The organism is Olivibacter sp. XZL3 (genome assembly GCF_004368405.1).
GTDB lineage: Bacteria > Bacteroidota > Bacteroidia > Sphingobacteriales > Sphingobacteriaceae > Olivibacter.
The window spans coordinates 91079-113712 of the sequence record NZ_SBJH01000026.1 but is presented as its reverse complement, the minus strand read 5'-3'; the positions used below and the strand labels follow the sequence as shown (position 1 = coordinate 113712).

Here is a 22634-nt window from a genome sequence, read left to right as displayed (position 1 = left end):
CTATAGGGGTATTTCGATGAAAAACGTCGTTCCTTTGCCTATTTCGGTGGTATAGCGGATGGAGCCATGCATACTTTCAATGGTCTGCTTTACGAAGGCTAGTCCTAAACCCGTACCCGAACTTTTTGTCGTAAAGTTGGGTTGGAATATACGGTCTCTCACCCGCTCATCTATCCCGTTCCCATTATCTCTGATGGTGACAATAAGCGAATGAGCCGCTGTTTTTGCCGTGATATGTATTATACATTTTCCTCTGCCGGCTTTTGCCTCAATAGCGTTTTTGATGAGGTTGCTGAAGGAGCGTCTGAGCTGATCTTTATCCCCTCTTACCATTATTGGACCCTTACCTCGATAAGTGAAAAAGATCTCAACGGCAGCGGTATTGCTATATATGGGAATGACCTTTTCGATGATATCAATAATATCAACGTCTTCCAGTTGCGTATCCGGCATCTTCGCGAAATTTGAAAACTCAGAGGCGATTGTTGATAAACTATCAATTTGTTCGATGAACGATTTACTGAAACGCTTAAATTTCTGATCGAAATTAGGGTCATTTTCTTTCCACGAGCGTTCGAGTAGTTGTACGCCGAGTTTTAAAGGGGTTAAAGGGTTTTTTATTTCATGGGCTACTTGTTTAGCCATTTCTCTCCAGGCAGTTTCCCTTTCGGATTGGGCTATTTTGTTGGCGCTTATCTCTAAGGCCGCAATCATATTGTTATATTCTCTTATTAAAGAACCGATTTCGTCATTTCTCTTCCAAAATATGGGCTCATTTGTTTTTCCGATGGATGTTTTGGCTAAGCTTCTTTGAACTAAGCTCAACGGCGAGGTTATGCGGTTTGCAATGAATACAGCAAAAAGCCCTAGCGCAACAATTACCAGTGCGTACACGTTGATAAGTGTACTCAATAACATGCCGATACGGTCTGCGAAGTCTTTTTCATTTGAAAAATAAGGGAGGCTGAGGTAAGCAATGGTTTCATCCGCATCGTTTTTTATAGGAGCATAAGCGACGGGATATTCTAAATCACCGATAGCTTCCTTGTTAAGATACTCGGATCGATGATATTTAGACATGTGCAGCCAGGCCTTTGCATCCATATGTTTTGAGCTTAGGCCTAAATCGTAAATCTTACTTTGTGTGGTGTAAAATAAAACGCCTTCGGTATTATAAAGACATAAATCGGTTGCGTTAGAAATAGCAGTATTGTATATATCTCTCTCAATTTCCGGATTCTTATCGTTTATGTCTTTGTGGGCGTAGGATTCGAGTCCGGAGGTGATCGCTTCCAATCCGGAAGCCATTTGATTGATTTGTTTAACGGTGTTTTTTTCTTGTTGACGTACGTATTGATTGCTCACACTGAAAAACGTGATAACGCCTGCTATAATTAACGTAATCACCACGGCGGATACCACGAAGGCCTGAATACGGGTTCTGTAGAGGATTTTGTTCTGTGTTATCCAAAAGGAACGTCTTACCGTTCGGAAACTGAAGTCGTAATTTTTAAAGGTTAACACCAGCCATTGAGAAGCATAAACGGTGACGGCAAAGACCAGAAGTACCAAAAACAGGAAAGATAGGGACGCCAGTTGTACCCAGAAACCTCGCCGGTCTTTGCTCAATACCAGTAAAATATGTTCGTTTGGACGGAACATAAGCTCTTCTCCCCCATTCGGACTGTCTAGTTGTATGAATTGAAGGCGCTTTTTGGGATAATTTCGATCGGTAATGGGGAACAGATGGTCGCCGAATTGGTTGATTAGTTTTCCATTTCTGTAGAGAGCAAAAGAATATTGCTCTAAGTTTTCCTGTTTATTGAGCCGGCCGTTACTCAGTATTTCGGGAAAAGAAGCGTAGCGTTCAAAAGCCTTGCTAGTGAGTTCTATTAAGGCCGTACCGATTTCTTTTCCGTCGACCATAACCGGGATCAGACCAAAGTAAAGAAGGCTGCCAAAATTGTTATTAACGCGGTAAAAGTACTCCGAAACTTTAATGGAACCAGATTCTACTTTTTCCTTATAGTGAGCCAGTTTCTCAATGCTGTTAACATCGCCTTTAAAATTTTTATTCAACTCATAGATATTGAACTCGTAGCGCGACAAGTAGCCACTAAAGTAAGTCTGCTTAATGTAGTCATTTAGAACCAGCAGGTTGTATTTTTTCGGATTTGAAAAGTAGTTGATGAGATATTGGTCTTTTGCGACGGCGTTTTCTATACTATAAAAAATAAATACGGCATCCGGATCATCAGAGGCCTCAAGGCGTTGGAGAATCAGTTTCTGCGACTCAAGTTCTTTGTCGTTAATAAACTTAGTTTGCTTCAGGGAAGCAATCCAGGCAAAAAGCAGCAGGGTCGTGATAAAGATAACTAAGTTAAAGTCTTTATTACTGAAAAAGGTGAGTGCCCTTACCAGTATGACACTGCTAAAGAGAAAGAATGCAACGGTTAGCGCGTTAAAGAAGAACAGGATTACCGCATATAAAGGAAAGACTAAAAAAAAGAGCGTGAACCATTGCCGTCGGTCTATATTAAAACTGGAAGCGACGGCAAGGAGAATTTCTAAAAGTAAATAAAGAATGAGTATCACCAGGCATAAAGCGAAAATGCCGAGCCAGCTAAAAATATTGAGGTTTAAAATATTGGTGACGTCGAATTGTATATTGGAATTAACAATCAGTCCGCCAAAAACCTGTACAACCTGTGAAACGATTATATACACCAGCAAAGAGGATAAGACAAAAAACAATACTTTGAGGAAGGTATTGGTGGCGGATCTTTTTATGAAGAGTTTAAATCGATAGTTATACACATAACACATGAACCAGGCACCGGCAATTACATTGAGTAAAAAGGCACCTAAAGACGGGAAAACGAAACTGGACGCATAATATTTGGGGTCAAATATTTCATTGAAAAAGTGATTGGCGAGTAAACCATTGGATAAATCAAGGTACCTGGTGAGAACAAAGAAGGCAAGGAAGACCAGCGTGGACAGCTTCACCTTTCCTTTACCGGCTATCCATGTGGAAACGCTGTTCATCAGCACCGTTGCAAAAAACATCGCAGCGAGCCACATGGCCAGCTCCAGTTTAGAGAAAAGTGTGTTATAGGTTTGTTGCTTTAATTTAACGGAAAACAGGTATTTGCCATCGCTGCTTCTTATGTTATAAACGGGATTATCGTCATAGTTGGCAATAGTCAGGTTTTGCGACCGGATCAGGTCTGATGAGAATTGTTCGCTGAGGTAGTCGTTTTTAAGGGCGTACTTTGCTTTAATGGGAATTAAGCAAACGACGGAGAAGCCTCCTTTCGATCGTTTAATGGCTTCATACCAGCCGTTGCTTGCTACAATGAGGGAGCTGCCCTCCGGCAATCCGGCATCCGATTGTGGAACGATTTTATTAGAACCCCAAAAGCTCAGTTCGCTATTCGAATAAGTATATACAAAAACTTTTTTTTCCTGGCCAAGATGCTCGACAACATATGCCGTCAGCTTTTCATTATTCTGTATGTCTCTCAGGGCATTAAAGCTGGCGGTATCTTTAAGAAAATCCTTAACAAAAAGTTCTTTCTTATGGAGGTTCTGCTCAATCCTTTTGGCCTCTATGCGCAAAATTTCCTCTTTCCTAAAGGTCATATGGATGGTTAGCGCTGTGCCGATGAAACAAAGCGTTAACACCAAAAGTAGTACCCGTATTTTTAAAGAGTTATTCAAGGTAAAAAGTGTTGCATTTGGTAAAAATATAAAAAAACCTCATACGTATAAAGAAAACGTATGAGGCTTAAAAACAATACCGCTTCAATATAGTTTACCCTAAATTACGCGTTAGGAATTAAAACGAAATGGAATGATCGAAAACATCCATTTCATTGCAGTTCGTGAGCTAGTGCGGATTCCGGGTTTAAGGCAATTGAGCAGCTGAAGTTGCTGCTTGCCTATTTACTTTTTTTACGAGTCCTTGTAATACATTGCCAGGTCCGACTTCGATAAAAGTGTTTGCGCCGTCGGCCAGCATATTTTCTATCGTTTGTGTCCACTTCACCGCGCCTGTTAGTTGCGAGATGAGATTTTCTTTGATTTTCGAAGGGTCTGTATAAGCTTTGGCGTCCACATTTTGATATATCGGACAAATAGGCGCATCGATAGCGACTTTTTCGATAGCCTCTTGAAGCTCTGCACGAGCAGTTTCCATGAGCGGCGAATGGAAGGCTCCTCCGACGTTTAGTTTCAGCGCTCTTTTAGCGCCGGCCTGCAGCATCAATTCGCAGGCTTTGTCAACGCCTTCGATGGTTCCTGAAATAACCAATTGTCCGGGACAATTGTAGTTTGCGGGTACCACAACATCGCTTACTCGTTGACAAATATCTTCTACTGTAAAATCATCAAGGCCGAGGATCGCCGCCATGGTTGAGGGCTGAATTTCGCAAGCTTTTTGCATCGCATTGGCTCGTTTAGAGACAAGGACGAGACCATCTTCAAAGGTTAAAGCCTGGGCTGCCACTAAAGCAGAAAACTCGCCCAGCGAATGGCCCGCCACCATTTGTGGATTGAATTCGTCGCCGAGGGCTTTTGCCAGAATGACGGAATGTAAAAAAATAGCGGGTTGAGTGACGTTTGTTTTTTTAAGATCGTCTTCCGTTCCTTCAAACATAACATCGGTTATACGGAACCCCAAAATTTCATTTGCCTGTTCAAATAGATCGCGGGTAGTCTCTTTGTATTCGTAAAGATCCCTTCCCATTCCTACGAATTGGGCTCCTTGCCCAGGAAATAAATAGGCCTTCTTCATTCGTTTATGATTGTTTTGATTATAAATTAGCAGCGTATATGATTGAACAAAGGCTAGTCCAGGCTAGCCGTTATTAGCCGAAGGAATTCTGCGCGTGTCCGTTCGTGCGCAAACTCGCCCGTGAAAGCGGAGGTCGTTGTAACAGAATTCTGCTTTTGAATACCACGCATGGCCATGCAAAGGTGCTTGCATTCGATCACGACAGCGACTCCTGCCGGGTTAAGTGTTTCTTGAATGCAATCCCTTATTTCGTTTGTAAGTCTTTCCTGTACTTGTAGGCGGCGCGCAAAAGCGTCAACTACGCGTGGGATCTTGCTAAGTCCGACGATATGCCCTTTGGGGATATAAGCCACGTGTGCTTTTCCGAAAAAAGGTAATAAATGGTGTTCGCACATCGAATAAACTTCGATATCCTTTACGACGACCATTTGACTGTAGTCCTCTTCGAACATGGCGCTCTTTAAAATAGCAGCAGGGTTAATATCGTAGCCATGTGTTAGATATTGGAGCGCTTTAGCAACCCTTTCCGGTGTTTTTAGCAGGCCCTGACGCTTCGGATTTTCGCCGAGCTGTGAAAGAATATCTTCATAATGACCAGCTATGCTTCCAACTTTATCAGCGTTATAGCGATCGATTTTTACGTAGCCATCTAACTGCTCGTCGTCCAAGGGGGCCTCGTTATGGTTAATATTCATCGAATGGTTTCTTGTTAATACTAGTTTCCAAAATATTCAACCGAATTGTTTTCGGTTTCTTGAAGTTTAATGCTATGAAGTTGTGCACCTGCGGCTTCGATGGGCCCTTTAAGCTGATTGAATATTTCTACGGCGAGAATCTCGGTGGAGGCCATTTTGCCTTGCATAAAATCCACGTCTAAGTTAACGTTGCGGTGGTCTAACTTCTCAATAACGTTTTGTAAAATGATGGTTTTAAGTACGCGTAAATCCATTACAAAACCTGTGCTGGCATCGATATCTCCTTTTATAGTAACAAAGAGTTCATAATTATGACCATGCCAGTTGGGGTTGCTGCATTTACCAAAGGTAGCTTCGTTTTCTTCCAAGCTCCAATCGTCACGGTATAGTTTATGGGCCGCACTAAAACGCTCTCTACGTGTGATATAAATCATAATCAATTTATTAGCCCGCAAAGATAAGCTTAATAATTTTAACATTTTAGGATTTAGCTCCACGAAAATCATTATATTGCCTTTCTATTACTTATGGGTACATGTTTAGTAGTAGCGGCTACCGCTGCAGAGATCGAGCCTTTCGTCCGCGCAATGGAAGGGCAGCAAAAAAAAGCAGATGTTTTAATAACCGGTGTAGGAATGGTGGCGACGGCCTTCTCTTTAGGGAGCGTATTGGGCAGGAAAACCTACGACTATGCTATCAATGTCGGAATTTGCGGAGCCTTTTCGAAAGAGCTACCGCTCGGAGCACTTACATTTGTTGAACGCGACACCTTTTATGAGTTGGGCGCGGAAGACGACCAGCAGTTTTTATCAATAGAGGATTTGGGTTTTGGCAAAGCAAGCTATCAAGCAATAAGTGGTTTTCCGAGTAAAGAGATAAGTGCGCTGAGGAAGGCAACCGGCTTAACAGTAAACAGTGTTCATGGGAATGAGGCGAGTATCGCGCTGGCGGTAGCAAGGACGGGAGCAGATGTAGAAAGTATGGAAGGAGCCGCTTTTTATTATGCCTGCGAACAGGCGGGGCTGCCTTGCGCCCAGATACGGAGTGTTTCCAATTATGTAGAAAGGAGAGATCGGAATAAATGGAAGATCGGCCTTGCTGTGGCCAACCTAAACGAATGGCTTATCTCTTATTTTGGTTCGGATTAATTTTTGGATAAAATGACATTCTGCCCAAAAAAGAAACTGTTCGTTCTGCTACATTTGTTGGGAATGTCTTCGTCTTACAGAAGTATGCAAAGAGAATAATAATGAAATTAACACTTGGATTTTCCCCTTGCCCTAACGATACGTTTATTTTTGATGCAATGATCCATCATAAAATTGATACCGAGGGCCTAACTTTCGATGTGCGATATGAGGATGTAGAATCGTTAAATCAAAAGACTTTTACAGGTTCCCTCGATATAAGCAAACTTAGTTTTCATGCCTATGCATACGCACTCAATAAATACACTTTATTAGACGCAGGCAGTGCTTTGGGCTTTGGGGTGGGGCCTCTCCTGATCTGCAAGAAACCGGAACTGGTGGATCATATCCTTCGGGAAAGAGATGAGGCGCTGGTTTCGGATTTAAGAGTTGCTATACCGGGAAAGTATACAACGGCAAACTTTTTGTTGGGATTGGCTTTTCCCCAACTACAGAACAAAGAAATCTTGTTGTTTTCTGACATTGAAGCTGCCCTATTAAAGGAACAAGTTGATCTCGGACTGATTATCCACGAAAACAGGTTTACTTATCAGGATAAAGGGCTACATAAAGTAATCGACTTAGGTGATTTCTGGGAAAAGGAAACGGGATGCCCCATTCCGTTGGGAGGAATCGTTATAAAAAGAGATATTCCTGATGATATTAAAACGAAAGTGAATCGGATTCTCAAAAGAAGCGTAGCGTACGCTTTTGCACATCCGGATGCAGGATTCGACTTTATTCGTCAACATGCACAGGAAATGAGCGAAGAAGTGATATATAAGCATATCGACTTATATGTTAACAAGTATTCGCTTGATTTAGGAGAAGAAGGAAGGAAGGCTGTGCAGGTGATGTTTGAGAAAGCGCTGCAATTGAATTTGATCCCGCAAATGGAGAAGCCGCTGTTCTTAAATTAATGAGAAACGATCTTCTTTTTAAACAGACAGCAAATTTGCTTGTTGTAACACTGAAATACTTATAGAATGAATAGACACACCTATCAAAGTGGAATAATAGGAAACTGTGCCTACATCGCGCACGTGCAAACAGATACAAATATTTCTTGGTTATGTTGGCCGGCCTTCGATAGTACATTTGTATTTGGCAGTAAGCTTGATAAGGACAAAGGGGGAGAGTTTTCGATTCTTCCCGACGGTGAATTCGAGTCCGAACAGCGGTATATTCCAAACACGAATATTTTGGAAACAACCATCTCCAATAAAGAAGGAGTCTTTAAGGTTACCGATTTTGCTCCTAGATTTAGCCAATATGATCGCTATTTTAAGCCCTTAATGTTAATTAGAAAGGTGGAGCGCATAAGTGGAGAGCCTCGGGTCCGTATGCGTTGTTATCCGGTTACCGATTACGGTCGGGTAGCCCAGGATCGGCACCGCGGGAGCAATCATGTGGAGTTTACGGGTAGCGGCGATCATATGCGGTTAACTACAAACGTCCCGATAAGTCATTTTTTTGAACCCGGTACCTTCGTCCTCCACGAAACGAAATACCTAATATTGACGTATGGAGAGCCTTTGGAAGCACCTTTGGAAGAGACCGCAGAACGTTTTTTAAGGCAAACGATTAATTATTGGCGAACGTGGATTAAACATACGACGATCTCTCCCTTCTACCAGGAGGCTGTTATTCGATCGGCCCTCGCTTTAAAACTTCATCAATACGAAGATACGGGAGCATTTATTGCTGCCAGCACTTCCAGTTTACCGGAGGCCATGGGAAGTGGACGGAACTGGGATTATCGATATTGCTGGATACGGGATAGTTATTACGTATTAGCTTCCTTGCTTCGAATCGGGCAGTTTGAAGAAATGGAACATTATGCCGAATTTATTGCCAATATATCGGCGAATGAAGAAGGCCGATATCAGCCGCTTTATAGTATTACCGGTCGGAAGGAACTGATTGAAGAGGAATTGAGCCATCTATCCGGCTATTTGGACAACAAGCCCGTGCGTCTCGGCAACCAGGCCTATGAACACGTGCAGAACGATGTGTATGGGCAGGTATTATTATCGATATTGCCGCTTTATACGGACAAACGTTTTGCAGATAAAGAAAGAAGTCATTCTGCCGTTTGGCTAGAGAAAATCATCCGTAAAATTGAACAGACCATCGAAGAAAAAGATGCCGGGATCTGGGAATTTCGGAATTTTGCCAACCATCATTGCTATACGAACCTTTTTCAGTGGGCAGGAGCCAAGGCTGCAGCCAAAATAGCGCGCGAGATTCGGGAGCCCGAGTTGGAGCATCGTGCCGACGTGTTGATTACGCGGGCAGCCAAGCATATTGAAGATTGCTATGATCCGGAAAGGAAGGTGTATACACACGCGGTAGGTAGTCCACATCTGGATGCCAGCACCTTGCAGCTCATTATTATGAATTACCTTGATCCATCCAGTGAGCGGGCCTTGAACCATTTAAGTGCGTTGGAAAAGGAACTTCGCGCTGACAATGGACTTTTTTACAGATATCTTCATGCCGACGATTTCGGTAAACCGAAGTCGACTTTCCTGATCTGTGCCTTTTGGTATGTAGAAGCTTTGGCTTGCGTAGGCAGAACCCAAGATGCTATTGACACCTTTGAGAATTTACTGCCCTACGCAAACCATCTTTTATTATTTAGTGAAGACATTGATGCGGATAACGGCGACCAGTGGGGAAATTTCCCACAGGCCTATAGTCATGTCGGCCTTATTAATGCCGTCAATCGGATTGCCGTAAAACTAGGGACCCCGAGATTCTTGGTAAGGGATTGATAAGGGAGTTACTTTTCCACTAAAGAGGAGAGTAAGTCCCGTACTTCTTCCTGATCTTCCAAATAATACTTTGCAGCGGATACGTTACTGCCGACCTTGATGCTGATGGCTTTTTCCGGAAGAGCCTTGAAGGTATCCTCATCTGTTCTGTCATCGCCTATTGCGAGAATAAAGTCGTAGTCGGTGTCATGCAGAAGGTTGAGGGTTGCCCTGCCTTTATTTACATCGGCGTTTTTAACCTCTACCACCTTATCTCCATCGAGCATTTTGAGTCCATACGTGTTTAGGTGGTACTGCAAGTTATCCATCAACTCGTTTGCACGCAAAGATCCCAGTCCTTTTTGCACCTTTCGGTAATGCCAGGCTAAAGAATAGCTTTTTTCCTCGATAAAGGATCCCGGTGTTTTATCGGTGTAGTCCTCCATCAGTTTTTGCACTTCACTTTTCCAATTGGTTGATAAGCCTGGAAGTTGTTCCCATTCGCCACCGCGGTCTTTCTTCCAAGCGCCATGTTCGGCAATGAGTGCATAGCTTTTTGTGCCGAACCATTGTTCGAGCGTTATGTGCTTCCTGCCGCTGATAATAACGAGGGTGTTTTTTTCGTCCGCGACAAAGCTGTCTAACAGATCATAAAGCGCTGCATCCGGCGAAGCCTCGTCTATTTCTTTCTTAAAGCCTACAAGGGTACCGTCATAATCGAACAGCAGTAAGCGATTTTGGGCTGCTTTATACCGTTCTTGTATGGCTGCTCGTATTGAAGATTTCACTAAGTTGGCCATCGAATCCTTTTGCATCTGCTTGACATGTTGCAAACGATTCATGAAAATCTTTACCCAGTGCTTGATATTGAATTTAAAAACGACCGCACGCATGGCTTTCATCCGCTCTTCCATTTCGGGTCTAGGCATATTTAAGGCGGTCACTAAAGCTTTTCGGATCTCGGAAATATTGTTAGGATTTACCAATAGCGCATCATTAAGTTCTTTGGATGCCCCTGCCATTTCGCTTAGGACCAACACGCCGGTGTTATCATTTCGACTGGCTACATACTCCTTACTCACTAAGTTCATGCCGTCGCGCATCGGGGTAACCAAGCAGACGTCAGCAACGTTATATAATGCAGAAATAATTTCGATTGGGTACCCGTGATAGAAATAGGCGATGGGATGCCATTCAAAGGTTCTGAACCGTGCGTTGATGCGTCCAACAAGCCTGTCGATCTCATCTTTCAGCTTTCTATATTGAGGTACCGTATCGCGGGAAGGTACGACAATCATATAGAGAATGATCTGTTCAATATATTCCGGGTTTTTAGAAAGCAAGAGCTCAAAAGCATTGAGCCTTTGGATAATGCCTTTGCTGTAATCCAGGCGATCGATTGAGAGGATGATCTTCTTTCCATCGAAGTTCTGTTTGAAATTCTGGATATGCGCTAACACTTCGGGATCGCTTCCCAGTTTAGAAAACTTTTCACTGTCCATTCCCATTGGGAACGGTTCGGCCAAAACGATGCGGTTGTCAACACGTAAGCGATTAGCATCTGCGTGAACAGGTAGCAAGTGCGTGGCCGCGCTCAGAAAATGGCGAACATCGTCAAAGGTATGGAAGCCAAGCAAATCGGCACCCAGCATACCCCTTAACAGTTCCTTTCGCCAAGGAATTAATCGGAATAGCTCTTGGGAAGGGAATGGTATATGGTTAAAGAAGGCAATCGATACTTCCGGTTGTTGCAGGCGGATTAAGCCCGGGACAAGTAAAAGCTGATAATCATGGACCCATACCGTATCACCGGGATTTAACTCCCTGAGAATAATATCAGCAAACTTTTGGTTTACCTGCACGTAAGAGAGCCAATTTTGATAGTTATAATTTGCATAGGTAGAAAGGTAATGAAAGATAGGCCACAAAACCTCGTTACTGAACCCTTCGTAATAGCGTTTGATTTCTTCTTTACTGAGGAAAACAGGAATTAAATTGAGCGATTTTAGTTCATCGGTAACGAATTGTTGTTCTTCCTCTTTCTGAATATCTACACCCGGCCAACCGATCCAAATATTATTGCCCTCTTTATAAATGGAACCTAAGCCGGTGGCTAGTCCTCCTTCGCTGGGAGTGAAACTTAACCCATTATTCTCTTCGACGATTTTTACTGGTAATCTATTGGAAACGATGATTGTCTTATTCACAGTATTTTTAATTTTTTATGATTATAAACCCAAAAAATGACGGACAGTTTGAAAACTGTCAATTTTTAGGCGTTTTTTAAGAAGTTTCTAAATATAGTAAAAATTTACCTAAGACCGAAGAAGTCTGCGACCTAGGCGTGTACAAAAATAATAGAAACAAATAGCGAATAAAACCGTAGGTTTGAGCAATTGATGAGAAAGCTTTTACCGTTTTTGCTGATATTTTTTATTGCCCTTTTTTCGTTTTATTACAAGGCGATGCCTGAAAGAATAAAGAAGGGTTTTGGTAGGATATTGGCGATTATAATCGTTGTATTATGGGTGTACTTGTTGTTAAAGTATGTATAGTGCCAAGAGTTCCAAAGAAATACTAACAATTATTATTTTTTTAGCGGAAAAATTTTTATCTTTGCAGCCCCGCAGTATAGAGCTCCGGGAAATATGTTGAATACATAAATTAACACAAATGGCAACTAAAATAAGATTGCAAAGATTCGGTAAAAAGGGTAAGCCTTTTTATCATGTAGTAGTGGCAGATTCACGCGCTCCCCGCGACGGTAAGTTTATTGAGCGTTTAGGTTCGTACAATCCGAATACGAATCCGGCAACGATCGAATTGAATTTCGACAAAGCATTGGATTGGTTAACTAAAGGTGCGCAACCAACGGATACTGCACGTGCTATTTTGTCTTACAAAGGTGTGCTTTATAAAAAGCATTTATTAGGTGGTGTGCAGAAAGGTGCTTTTGACGAGACAACTGCTGAGAACCGTTTTCAAGATTGGTTGAAAGGGAAAGAAGATAAAATAGAAGGAAAGAAAGATACGCTTTCTAAATCAAAAGAAGAAATTAAGAAAGCGGCTTTAGCAGCAGAGGCTAAGAAGAAAGAGGACCGGGCGGCAGCTATTGCAGCAAAGAACGCTCCGGTAGAAGAGCCTGCTTCTGAGGAAGCTCCAGAGGCCGCTTCTGAGGGAGAAGAAACTACAAGCGCAGAATAATAACAAATAGCGTGTTATATTGAATGCCATTCTTTAGAGCTCTCTCTAAGAATGGCATTTTAATTTCTTGTGCTTATTCCAGGAAGCAATTGAGGTTTAATAAGGATCATCTAGAATATTGAGTTTTGTTATGCAGATTGATGAGTGTTTTTATATTGGTTACATCAGCAAAACCCGGGGCTTAAAAGGAGAGGTTCAGGTATATTTTGAGTTTGATGATTATGAGTTATTAGACTTCGATTCTGTTTTTTTAGAGATTGACAAAAAGCTCGTGCCATTCTTTGTAGAAGCCTTAAAAATACAGGCTAATCGAACAGGGTATTTCTTTTTCGAAGATGTGGAGGATATAGACCGAGCAAAAACACTTTTGCGGAAGTCTGTGTATTTGCCGAAAGCCAAAATGCCGGAACGAGATGAAGAAAGTTTTTACATTTCCGACCTCATTGGTTACCTGGTTCATGATGAACATCATGGGGAATTGGGGGAAATTATAGCAATAAATGAATATCCGCAGCAGGACATCGCCGTAGTTCAGCATGGGTTTAAAGAGCTGATGTTTCCGATAAACGATGATTTCATTGTGAAAATAGACGAAGAGCGTCATATTTTACATGTTGATTTACCAGAAGGCTTGGTGGCTGTGTATAACTAAAAAAGCTAATGTATGCGCTTTGACATCATAACGGTGCTTCCGGGACTTTTAGAAAGTCCATTTGCCCACTCCATATTACAGCGGGCACAAAAGAAGGGGCTAACAGAGATCGTTGTTCATAATTTACGTTCTTATGCCACTAACAAACATAAGAGTGTGGACGACTATCCTTACGGAGGTGGCAGTGGGATGGTTATGCAGATAGCACCTTTTGCTGCATGCATAGAGAAGCTGAAAAGCGAAAGGGAGTACGACGAAATCATATTCATGAGTCCGGACGGCTGTCAATTAAACCAGTCCATGGCGAACGGTTTGGCCTTAAAAAAGAATGTTATAGTTCTTTGCGGACATTATAAAGGAATTGATCAGCGCATAAGGGATATTTACGTTACCAAGGAGATTTCCATTGGCGACTATGTGTTATCCGGAGGGGAGTTGCCAGCTGCCGTCTTGGTGGATGCGGTTGTCCGACTTATCCCGGGCGTTTTGTCTGATGAAACCTCGGCTTTGTCCGATTCTTTTCAAGGGGATTTACTGGACGCGCCGGTTTATACGCGGCCGGCAGATTGGAATGGCCATAAAGTGCCATACGTCTTATTAAGTGGCAATCAAGCGATGATTGACAATTGGCGATATGAACAATCTTTGCTTAGAACCCGCGAGCGGAGACCTGATCTGTTAGACGAATAGAAGCCAAGCGCTTATAGTAAAAATAAAAAATAAAATAGGTTTTTAATTTTAAAATAAAATAGCTAATATTGCAGTCCGATTTTTACGGGTTAAAAATCGTTGTTAATTACTTAAAATCATGGATTTAGTAAAATTTGTAGAAGAGCAGGCGGTAGCAAAAAATGAAGTTCCTGCATTTAAAGCTGGTGATACCGTTAGCGTTCACTATAAAATTCGCGAAGGTAACAAAGAGCGTATACAGGTATATAAAGGGGTAGTTATTCAAAGAAACGGAGCTGGATCAAGCGAAACATTTACCGTCCGTAAGATGTCAAACGGCATTGGTGTTGAGCGTATTTTTCCTGTGAACTCTCCAAACATCGATAAAATAGTAGTTGATACCTACGGTAAGGTACGTAGAGCGAAACTGTTTTATTTGCGTAGCTTAACGGGTAAAGCTGCTCGTATCAAATCAAAAAGAGTATAAGGAACGGTCAGTTCCAACTGAATAAAATAAAAAAAAGCCTTTTGGAAAAACAAAGGGCTTTTTTTTATTTCCTTCCCTCCCATTCGTCAAAAAACTGAACAAGAAAATCTTCCATGTACCGGTGTCGTGCTTCGGCTAACTGCTTTCCGGTTGTGGTATTCATCCGGGCTTTAAGCAAAAGGAGTTTTTCATAGAAATGATTTATCGTCGGAGCAGTAGTCTGCTTGTATTCTTCTTTGCTTTGATGTTCTTTCGGTTTTATGGATGGATCGTAAAGGCTTCTATTCTTAAATCCGCCATAATTGAAAGCTCTTGCAATGCCTATCGCCCCGATAGCATCTAAACGATCGGCATCCTGAACGATTTCCAGTTCTTTAGACCAAAAGTCGATTTTCCCCAAGCTTGCCTTGAAGGACATGTTCTTGATAATCTTGCATACGTGGGTGATGGTTTCCTCTGATACCTGAATAGATTGAAGAAAAGATCTGGCTATTTGAGGGCCAAGTTCCTCATCGCCGTCATGGAATTTACTGTCGGCGATATCATGGAGTAAGGCTGCTAACTCAACAATGTGAGCGTCCGCTGTTTCTTTTTCTAAAATCAGCTTCGCGTTTTTCCAGACACGTTCCACATGAAACCAGTCGTGTCCGGCCTCCGCTTTTTGCAGTTTTAACTGTACAAAGTCTTTTGTAAGCTTTATCGTTTCGCTTGTCATTGATATTACCGTTCCGCTTGTTCTTGATGTTCTTGGAAATTGATCGCTTCCTCCTCTTCAAAAGCAACATAAGCACGGAGCCAAGGCTCCTCTCCTATCAACTTCCACTTATGGCCTTTACCGGTGACGTCGGCTGCAATTAAAACCTGTCCGGTATGGAGTGTAAACACCCTGCCTCGCGAGGTTGTAAACTCCAAAATACCCTTGAGGGAAATTACATACTGCGTTCTTGGTGCTGTATGCCAATCGTAGGACGATTTGGCGGGCGTTTCTTTGAAATGTAGGTGTTTGACTTCCGTTATAAGATCATTTGTGATGAAGCCTTCTTTAAAATCGGAGTGTCCGTCTTCTTGCGTATAAAGCTTAAATGCTTTGATCATCTTGTGCGTCTTTTCTTCTGCTGCCGTCATACAATTCGTAAGCTAAAAGGCGACAGTCTAGTTTACCATTATAGAACTCAACTCGTTTATAGGTGTGAAGACCTATTTTTTTAGCTAAATCCGGATTGCCTGTAAAGACAAAACCCTTATAGCCCTTACACGACTGCTTCATAAAATCGCCGATTCGTTTGTAAGTGAGCTCTAGTTTTGTGTGGATGCCCAAGCGTTCTCCATACTCCGGATTAAAAATAATGCATCCCGGAGACGGCGGTACGGTTGTTTGCGAAAAATCGCAGGCTTCGAACGTTATCAGTTGGTCAACGCCCGCTGTTTTAGCGTTCGCTTTAGCGATTTCGACGGCTTCCTGAGAGATGTCAGAAGCAATGATTTTCAGGTCGCTATTTTTAACGATTTGTTCCTTCAATTTTCTTCTTGCGGCAAAAAACACCTGCTCATCATAGCCTAAAAAATGCATAAAAGCATAGTTCATGCGATAGAGGCCTGGTCTTCTGTTTGTGGCGTGGAGGGCCGCTTCGATTGCGAGTGTCCCAGATCCGCACATCGGGTTAATGAAGGCCGACTTTTTATCCCACTCTGTAGCAAATAATACGCCGCTGGCCAAGGCTTCGAGCATAGGGGCCTTCCCGGGATGCTTTCGATAGCCGTGTTTGGCTAAGGTTTCACCGGAAGTGTCTAAATACAAATCGGCTTGGTTTTCCTGCCAAAAAAGATGAACGACTGCTTTATTAAGGTCGGGCCCGGAGTTCGGCCGGATTCCTTTTTTCTCTTTAATGCGATCTACAATCGCATCTTTAACCTTTAAATTGGCAAATAGCGGCGTGCTAATCGTTTCATTGTTAACCGTTGATGTAACCGAAAAATAGCCATTGAAATCAATTAGATCCTCCCAGGCTATTTTTTTTACTTCAGTGTAAAGCTGCGCCGCATCGTTGGCGTTGAAGCTGTTGATGGCATATAGAACCTGACTTGCACAATACAAATTGAGGTTAAGTGTGATGCAATCATTTAGGGTTGCACTGATTTCTACGCCAGTGCCAAAAGCTCTTTTAATTACGAAACCGAGCGCTTTAACTTCTTGCTGCAAATAAGGAGATAGTCGTTTATTGCAGGTAATAATAACTTTTTGTGGGGTGTTGAAAACTTGCATAGCTTATTGTGCGAAGTTACTGATTATTGTCGCCAAAAATCCTTAATTTTACAATTTATATCGTTTTAATGTTATGGAGATAAAAGGCAAGGTACACGAAGTCGGTGCGGTACAGCAAGTTACAGATTCTTTTAAAAAAAGGGATTTGATCGTTCAGTATGCTGAGAACCCACAATTTGTAGAATACATTAGATTTGAAGCAACGCAAGATCGGGTTAATCTTTTCGACAACCTGGTCCCCGGAGAGGATATAGAGGTTTCTTTTAATTTGAGGGGAAGGCCGTGGACAAATAAGGAGGGCGTTACTACCTACTTTAATTCGTTAGTGGCATGGCGTGTAAATAAGGTAGCCCCTGAAGGAGCGGGTGCTGCACCTCAGTATGTTCCGCCGGTAGACATTTCTTCCGCGCCCGGGGATGATGATGATTTACCTTTTTAAAAGATATTTACTCAAAATAAGAGGCAAGCTAGTGAAGGAACTAGCTTGCTTTTTTGTTTTTGAGCAACCGATTATGATTTAGCGAAAGACCGATATTGGCAATTTAGGGAGCGACAGCTTAGTCTCCCTTAAGCGCTTTATCTCCATTATTCCCGTGCTTTCGTGTGTTAAAATTTGTTAAAAGACGTCTGAAAAGCAACTGCTTGCGTATTTTTGTGTATATGAGGCGTAAAAGTATAGGGCTGATTATCGGATTAATGCTGTTTGCTCTTTTGGGCGTGATAGCTATGCAATATTATTTTATTCATCAATCCTATAATTTGAAAGCACAATTGTTTGACGAAGCGGTTAATGCGGCGTTAAACACCGTTGTGCTTAAAGCGGAGAAGAAGGAAGCCATCGATTTTATTGAGGCACAAGAGGTAAAAAACATCCGGAATAAGCAACTTCGGGAGAAGCAACAGCGGGAATTGGAAGAAGAGTGGCAGGCCAAGGCTTTTATCGAGCGTATCCGCAAGAAGCAGCGGCAAACGGAGATTGAATACCGGGAACTGGAGTCGGAGCTGAAGCGTCAGTTTCCGAGTGCTACGCTGATACCTAACTGGTTTTATGAGACCTATATGCGAGATCCAAAGCTGAAAAAATTGGTAAAGGTGTCGATTAAGCAAAGTCCTTCTGGCATTTATCAGAATAATAGCATGGAAATATATGCCGAGCGGTCTGTAACCAATCCCAAAAAGGCGAAGGATGACAGCGTGCGGTATGTGATTCTGGACGATTACATGAATGAATTTGCCGTCGTGGTATTACCTCCTCCGCGCGACCGGCAGTTGGACGAGCAGATTAAACGCTATGAGGAGCAGGAGAAGATTAAGCAGGCCACGCAGTTTTTCGATTCGTATATGTCCAATGCGCAGAAATCCGCTACGTCCGTGATAGAGAATCTGGCCAATGATTTTGAGCTGGCAAAACAGCCGCTGAAGAAGCGGGTGAATCCTTCCTATATAGAGCGAGAATTAAGGGAAGAGCTGTTGCATCGAAAGATAAATCTTCCTTTCAATATGGTGATCACAGAAGGCAGCGACGATTCGGTACTGTTCCAGATGGCATCGTTTAACGGGCACTTTAATACGAAGAATTCGTATGCAACCCTTCTGTTTCCGAACAGTATGATTAAATCTTCCGGTAAATTGGCTATCAACTTTCCTAGTCGGACTTCTTTACTGTTGGGCAGTATGGGTGTGATGTTGGGCTCCTCTGCGGCCTTGCTATTGGTGCTAATCGGTTGTTTTACATACACAATTTTCATCATCCTAAGGCAAAAGAAAATATCGGAGATGAAAACCGATTTTATAAACAATATGACTCACGAATTCAAAACGCCGGTAGCAACAATTATGATTGCGAGCGAATCGTTGAAGGATCCGGAGATCGTAGCGGATGCCAAGCGCGTAGATAAGCTTGCTAGCATTATTTATGATGAAAACGTCCGATTGGGAAACCATATTGAGCGGGTGCTAAATATCGCTAAAATCGATAAAGGAGATTTGAAGCTCGACAGGCAGGAACTGAACCTGAATGATTTGGTGACGGCGGTTATTGACAGCATGGACTTACAGCTAAAGAAGCGGGAGGCGAGGGTTGACCTGCAGATAAAGGCATCGAACCCGGTTCTTTATGGAGATGAATTTCATCTCTCCAATGTCGTTTTCAATCTTATCGACAATGCGATCAAGTATAGTAAGGGTGCTCCGGAAATCACCATCAAGACAAAAAATGTGGGGAATCATATCCATATCACAGTTGCTGATAAAGGGATTGGCATGACCAGAGATCAGTTGTCTAAAATATTTGAACAATTTTATAGAGTATCTACCGGAAATTTGCACGATGTTAAAGGTTTTGGCCTTGGATTGAGTTATGTGCATGATATTATTAAACGGATGAAAGGAACGGTAAAGGTTAAAAGTGAGAAAAATAAAGGCACAGAATTCGAACTGATTTTGCCTATTATGAAGAACTAATCACGTAAGGTATGCGGAAAATTTTATTAGCAGAAGACGACCCAAATTTGGGCGAAATACTGAAAGACTATTTGGAGCTCAAGGGGAAGTTCGATGTTAGGCTGTGTCAGGATGGCGAAGAGGCTTTGCGCAGCTTCGGCAAGGAAGAATTCGATTTGTGTATCTTGGATGTGATGATGCCAAAAAAGGATGGCTTTTCTCTCGGAAAGGAAATTCGAAAACTGAACGAAAACATACCGATTATATTTGCTACTGCAAAAGGAATGATGGAAGACAAAACCGAGGCGTTCAATTTGGGAGGTGATGATTATATTACGAAGCCTTTTCGGGTGGAAGAGTTGTTGTTAAGAATCAACGCCCTCTTAAAACGGAGTTCTCTTCAAGAAAGAGGCACCGAAGAGGAATTGCCCGTAAAATTTAATCTTGGCGCTTATAGTTTCGATTATACGGCCCAAACGATTACCCGCAATGGGCAGCAGCAGAAACTCTCTACCAAAGAAGCGGAGCTTTTACGGATGCTATGTTTAAAGAAAAATGACGTCCTGACCCGAGAAGAGGCCTTGATAAAGATTTGGCATGACGACAACTACTTTAATGGACGCAGCATGGACGTCTTTTTAAGTAAGCTGAGGAAATACCTGAAGGAAGATCCCAGGGTGGAAATCGTAAATGTGCACGGGAAAGGATATAAGCTTTTAGTGGGCTAGTGAATCAGCTCCCCCACATGTTTTCGGATGTTTTCCACCAGCTTTCCCAATGGTAAGTCGTTCTCGTCCCTTCCAAAAGGATCTTCTATTTCTTCGGCGATAAGTTCCAGCGAGGTTAGTATATAGAAAGCGAAGGCGACCGCAGGAATTACAAAATAGCCGAGCGAGAAAACAAAGCCGTAAGGTAATGTGAGAACATAAACGGAGATGAACTTTTTGATGAAAGAGGTATAGGTAAAAGGAATTGGCGTGTTTTTTATCCTTTCGCAGGCACCACAAATATCGGTAAAAGAGAGAAGCTCCTGGTTTAAAATAATAAGCTGGTCGCCAGTAATTAGCCCTTCTTTATACAGGGTGTCCGTTCTTTTAAAGATCATGGCCGCGACTTGGTTAGGGCCATGCTTATTTTCGTCCAGGGAGGTGAATTCAGGATGATCTTTTTCATCTAGCATAAAGCGCGTTTCATTGGACTGCAGATGTTCTTTCAGCGTGCTGGCAAAAAGGGGAATACTTTTTCGATAAAAGCTACGATTTGCTTTATCTGCAGCGGGCAACAAACTCGCTATTCTCAAAGCCAGATTTCTGCTATTATTGGTTAGCTGTCCCCATAGCTTGCGCGCCTCCCACCATCGGTCGTACGCGGTGTTTGTTCTGAATACGAGTAAGATAGATAAAACGAAGCCCAACAGGCTGTGCATCGAGGGAATGTTTCGTAACCAGCTTTTTTCGGACAGGTTTAGATACTCCATTTCTATATAAGCAACTAACCAGCTGTATAGTGCCATCAAAATGATATAGGGATACAGCTTTTTTATTGTTTCTGAGCGGCGAAAAGATAACACAGCTTGCAGCCAGTCTTTTGGATTGTAAACGATCATAGGTAGTACATGGATTTGGGTGTAAATCTAAAGAAAAGAAGAATATAATACGAGCAGAAATGCGTAAGTGTTTATGTACAAGCTACTACACAAGCGAAAGTTTCGTGAAAAATATGTATATTTGTATATACACAAAGGTTAGTAGAGATGGTGTTTTTTCCCGAAAGATTACTGCTGGTGAACGTTGTTAACAAACCATTCAAAAAAAGGACGAGATAAAAGGCTGTAAAAGAGTTTGTTGCTTTTGCGGGTGTTTGTATGTGGAAAACTAAATTCTTAGAATAACAGTTTTAAGAGTAATTTGAAGGCATATTTCATCAGCAAGTGCATTAGCTAAGCTGTTCGTTTTTGTACATATTGGCATTATGGTTGAACGTTAATGAAGATTCTATTGGAATCTAGTTCTGTTTATATAGTATGTGGAGGGTAATCGATAACTGAACTACTAATTATTTTAATTGCGATGGAAGACGATTTTGATTTTGAATTCTCCGAAGATCCAAAATTTTCGGTAGAACGTTATGAGGAGATGATCCGCAATGAGGATCAGTACTTTTTTGACGCCCAAGCATTTGAAGGGATCATTGACTATTATATGGAGAAAAATGATCCTGTAAAAGCCCTTCAAGTAGTCGATTATGCCGTTAGTCAACACCCCTTTGCTGCCGTTTTTCACATCAAAAGAGCGCAGCTATATTCTATTACCAATCAGTTGGATTTAGCGTTAAAGGCGTTGGATAAAGCCGAGTTGCTGGAGGCTTCTGAGGCCGACATATATCTTATTAGAGGAGGAATTTTAGGAACGATTGACCGTTATGAAGAAGCGATCGCAAATTTGGAAAAGGCGTTGGCTCTAGCAGAAAACCCCGACGAGATATTTTTGCAGATGGCTATGCTTTTTCAGAATAAAGGCGATTATGACCAGGCGATAAGGTACTTGAAGAAGAGCCTCGAGCACAATATGGAAAACCAAGAAGCCTTATACGAGCTGGCTTTCTGCTACGATGTGTTGGATAGACAAGAGGAAAGCATCGGCTTTTATCTCCAATACATTGACAATGAGCCCTATTCTTATGCTGCTTGGTATAACCTTGGAAACGCTTATCATAAACTCAGTTTATATGAGAAAGCAATCGATGCATATGATTACGCTATTCTTATAAAGGAAAATTTTGCATCTGCATATTTCAATAAGGGAAACGCTTTGGTAAACCTGGATCGATATGCCGAAGCGATTGATGTTTATAAGGAGACGTTCGAGTACGAGCCGCCAAGTGCTGAAACCTATTGTGCCATTGGTGAATGCTACGAAAAGTTGGAACAAATGGATGAGGCCAGGTCTTATTATAAAAAAGCCGTTAAAATCGACCCAAAACTTGGCGATGGCTGGTTTGGGATCGGGGTGACGTTAGATTATGAAGAGCGGTATTTTGAGTCTTTACATTTTTACAAGAAGGCCTTGGGTATTGACGATCAAAATCCCGAATACTGGTTCGCAATTGCCGATGCCCGTTACAAGTTAAAGCAAATAGTGGAAGCAGAGGCGGCGTACGAGAAAGTTGTCGAGCTAAATCCGCTTGATATTGAAGCCTGGCTTGACTATTCTTCTATTTTGTATGAACAAGAAAAGCTTACCAGTGCAATAGAAGTGATCTCAGAGGCTATTAAGAATAATCCAGATGCACCGGAATTGTATTATAGGATGGTGGCGTATATGTTTGCGGCCGGAAAATACACAGAAGCGTTGAATTTTCTGGAACTCGCGCTTACCGCGGATCCAGAGAAATATCATATTCTTTTCGAGTATCTTCCCCAACTGCAAGATAACAAGGTTATTATGGAAATTATCAATAAGTTTACCCGTTAACTATTACA

Annotated in this window: 20 protein-coding genes; 11 read left to right on the top strand and 9 right to left on the bottom strand. The window is 42.1% G+C overall.

What is annotated here, in order from left to right:
* From EPX21_RS07205 to EPX21_RS07190, 4 genes are all read right to left on the bottom strand, one after another.
* The gene (locus tag EPX21_RS07205) at positions 1-3723 is read right to left on the bottom strand and encodes a HAMP domain-containing sensor histidine kinase (protein WP_134088993.1); all 3723 of its coding nucleotides are present in this window, start codon (positions 3721-3723) and stop codon (positions 1-3) included.
* A gap of 187 nt (positions 3724-3910) precedes the next feature.
* Positions 3911-4798, bottom strand: coding sequence for an ACP S-malonyltransferase (gene fabD / locus EPX21_RS07200; protein WP_134088992.1), 888 nt, complete (start codon positions 4796-4798; stop codon positions 3911-3913).
* 53 nt (positions 4799-4851) lie between these two features.
* On the bottom strand, positions 4852-5493 hold the full coding sequence (gene folE / locus EPX21_RS07195) for a GTP cyclohydrolase I FolE (protein ID WP_134088991.1): 642 nt from the start codon (positions 5491-5493) through the stop codon (positions 4852-4854).
* A 20-nt stretch (positions 5494-5513) separates the two neighbouring features.
* A complete protein-coding gene (locus EPX21_RS07190; RefSeq protein WP_134089022.1) occupies positions 5514-5927 on the bottom strand; it encodes a 6-carboxytetrahydropterin synthase in 414 nt (137 codons plus the stop codon).
* A gap of 93 nt (positions 5928-6020) precedes the next feature.
* Between EPX21_RS07190 and mqnB the strand changes: the two genes are divergently transcribed.
* The 3 genes from mqnB to EPX21_RS07175 all read left to right on the top strand — a co-directional run bounded on the left by mqnB (position 6021) and on the right by EPX21_RS07175 (position 9457).
* Positions 6021-6641, top strand: a complete 621-nt coding sequence (gene mqnB, locus EPX21_RS07185) for a futalosine hydrolase (protein ID WP_134088990.1) — start codon at positions 6021-6023, stop codon at positions 6639-6641.
* Positions 6642-6742: 101 nt separating this feature from the next.
* On the top strand, positions 6743-7600 hold the full coding sequence (locus EPX21_RS07180; protein ID WP_134088989.1) for a 1,4-dihydroxy-6-naphthoate synthase: 858 nt from the start codon (positions 6743-6745) through the stop codon (positions 7598-7600).
* 66 nt (positions 7601-7666) lie between these two features.
* The gene (locus tag EPX21_RS07175; RefSeq protein ID WP_134088988.1) at positions 7667-9457 is read left to right on the top strand and encodes a glycoside hydrolase family 15 protein; all 1791 of its coding nucleotides are present in this window, start codon (positions 7667-7669) and stop codon (positions 9455-9457) included.
* 8 nt (positions 9458-9465) lie between these two features.
* On the opposite strand, the gene EPX21_RS07170 is transcribed toward EPX21_RS07175, so the two are convergent.
* Complete coding sequence (locus EPX21_RS07170; RefSeq protein WP_134088987.1) at positions 9466-11643, bottom strand: bifunctional alpha,alpha-trehalose-phosphate synthase (UDP-forming)/trehalose-phosphatase; 2178 nt, start codon at positions 11641-11643, stop codon at positions 9466-9468.
* A gap of 466 nt (positions 11644-12109) precedes the next feature.
* Between EPX21_RS07170 and EPX21_RS07165 the strand changes: the two genes are divergently transcribed.
* The 4 genes from EPX21_RS07165 (at position 12110) to rplS (ending at position 14448) form a co-directional block, all read left to right on the top strand.
* Positions 12110-12640: a 30S ribosomal protein S16 gene (locus EPX21_RS07165; RefSeq protein ID WP_134088986.1), complete on the top strand. Its 531-nt coding sequence runs from the start codon at positions 12110-12112 to the stop codon at positions 12638-12640.
* 130 nt (positions 12641-12770) lie between these two features.
* Complete coding sequence (rimM, locus tag EPX21_RS07160) at positions 12771-13292, top strand: ribosome maturation factor RimM (RefSeq protein WP_134088985.1); 522 nt, start codon at positions 12771-12773, stop codon at positions 13290-13292.
* A gap of 12 nt (positions 13293-13304) precedes the next feature.
* Complete coding sequence (gene trmD / locus EPX21_RS07155; RefSeq protein ID WP_134088984.1) at positions 13305-13982, top strand: tRNA (guanosine(37)-N1)-methyltransferase TrmD; 678 nt, start codon at positions 13305-13307, stop codon at positions 13980-13982.
* Between the two features lie 118 nt (positions 13983-14100).
* Complete coding sequence (gene rplS, locus EPX21_RS07150; RefSeq protein WP_134088983.1) at positions 14101-14448, top strand: 50S ribosomal protein L19; 348 nt, start codon at positions 14101-14103, stop codon at positions 14446-14448.
* 64 nt (positions 14449-14512) lie between these two features.
* On the opposite strand, the gene EPX21_RS07145 is transcribed toward rplS, so the two are convergent.
* The 3 genes from EPX21_RS07145 to EPX21_RS07135 are packed head-to-tail and all read right to left on the bottom strand — an operon-like array spanning position 14513 to position 16711.
* Complete coding sequence (locus tag EPX21_RS07145) at positions 14513-15163, bottom strand: HD domain-containing protein (RefSeq protein WP_134088982.1); 651 nt, start codon at positions 15161-15163, stop codon at positions 14513-14515.
* A 5-nt stretch (positions 15164-15168) separates the two neighbouring features.
* Positions 15169-15543, bottom strand: coding sequence for a hypothetical protein (locus EPX21_RS07140; protein WP_134088981.1), 375 nt, complete (start codon positions 15541-15543; stop codon positions 15169-15171).
* Positions 15527-16711 (bottom strand): class I SAM-dependent RNA methyltransferase, encoded by a 1185-nt coding sequence (locus tag EPX21_RS07135; protein WP_134088980.1) that lies wholly within the window; start codon positions 16709-16711, stop codon positions 15527-15529. The genes EPX21_RS07140 and EPX21_RS07135 overlap by 17 nt, the downstream gene beginning before the upstream one ends.
* 73 nt (positions 16712-16784) lie before the next feature.
* On the opposite strand from EPX21_RS07135, the gene EPX21_RS07130 reads away from it, so the two are divergent.
* The 3 genes from EPX21_RS07130 (at position 16785) to EPX21_RS07120 (ending at position 19881) form a co-directional block, all read left to right on the top strand.
* On the top strand, positions 16785-17150 hold the full coding sequence (locus EPX21_RS07130) for a DUF3127 domain-containing protein (protein WP_134088979.1): 366 nt from the start codon (positions 16785-16787) through the stop codon (positions 17148-17150).
* A 221-nt stretch (positions 17151-17371) separates the two neighbouring features.
* Positions 17372-19174, top strand: coding sequence for a sensor histidine kinase KdpD (locus tag EPX21_RS07125; protein ID WP_134088978.1), 1803 nt, complete (start codon positions 17372-17374; stop codon positions 19172-19174).
* 11 nt (positions 19175-19185) lie between these two features.
* Positions 19186-19881: a response regulator transcription factor gene (locus EPX21_RS07120; protein ID WP_134088977.1), complete on the top strand. Its 696-nt coding sequence runs from the start codon at positions 19186-19188 to the stop codon at positions 19879-19881.
* Here EPX21_RS07120 and EPX21_RS07115 read toward each other — a convergent pair.
* Complete coding sequence (locus EPX21_RS07115) at positions 19878-20759, bottom strand: bestrophin family protein (RefSeq protein ID WP_134088976.1); 882 nt, start codon at positions 20757-20759, stop codon at positions 19878-19880. The two genes, EPX21_RS07120 and EPX21_RS07115, sit on opposite strands and share 4 nt — an antisense overlap.
* Before the next feature lie 463 nt (positions 20760-21222).
* Here EPX21_RS07115 and EPX21_RS07110 point away from each other — a divergent pair, with 463 nt between their 5' ends.
* Positions 21223-22626, top strand: coding sequence for a tetratricopeptide repeat protein (locus tag EPX21_RS07110; protein ID WP_134088975.1), 1404 nt, complete (start codon positions 21223-21225; stop codon positions 22624-22626).
* The last annotated feature ends 8 nt before the right edge of the window (positions 22627-22634 follow it).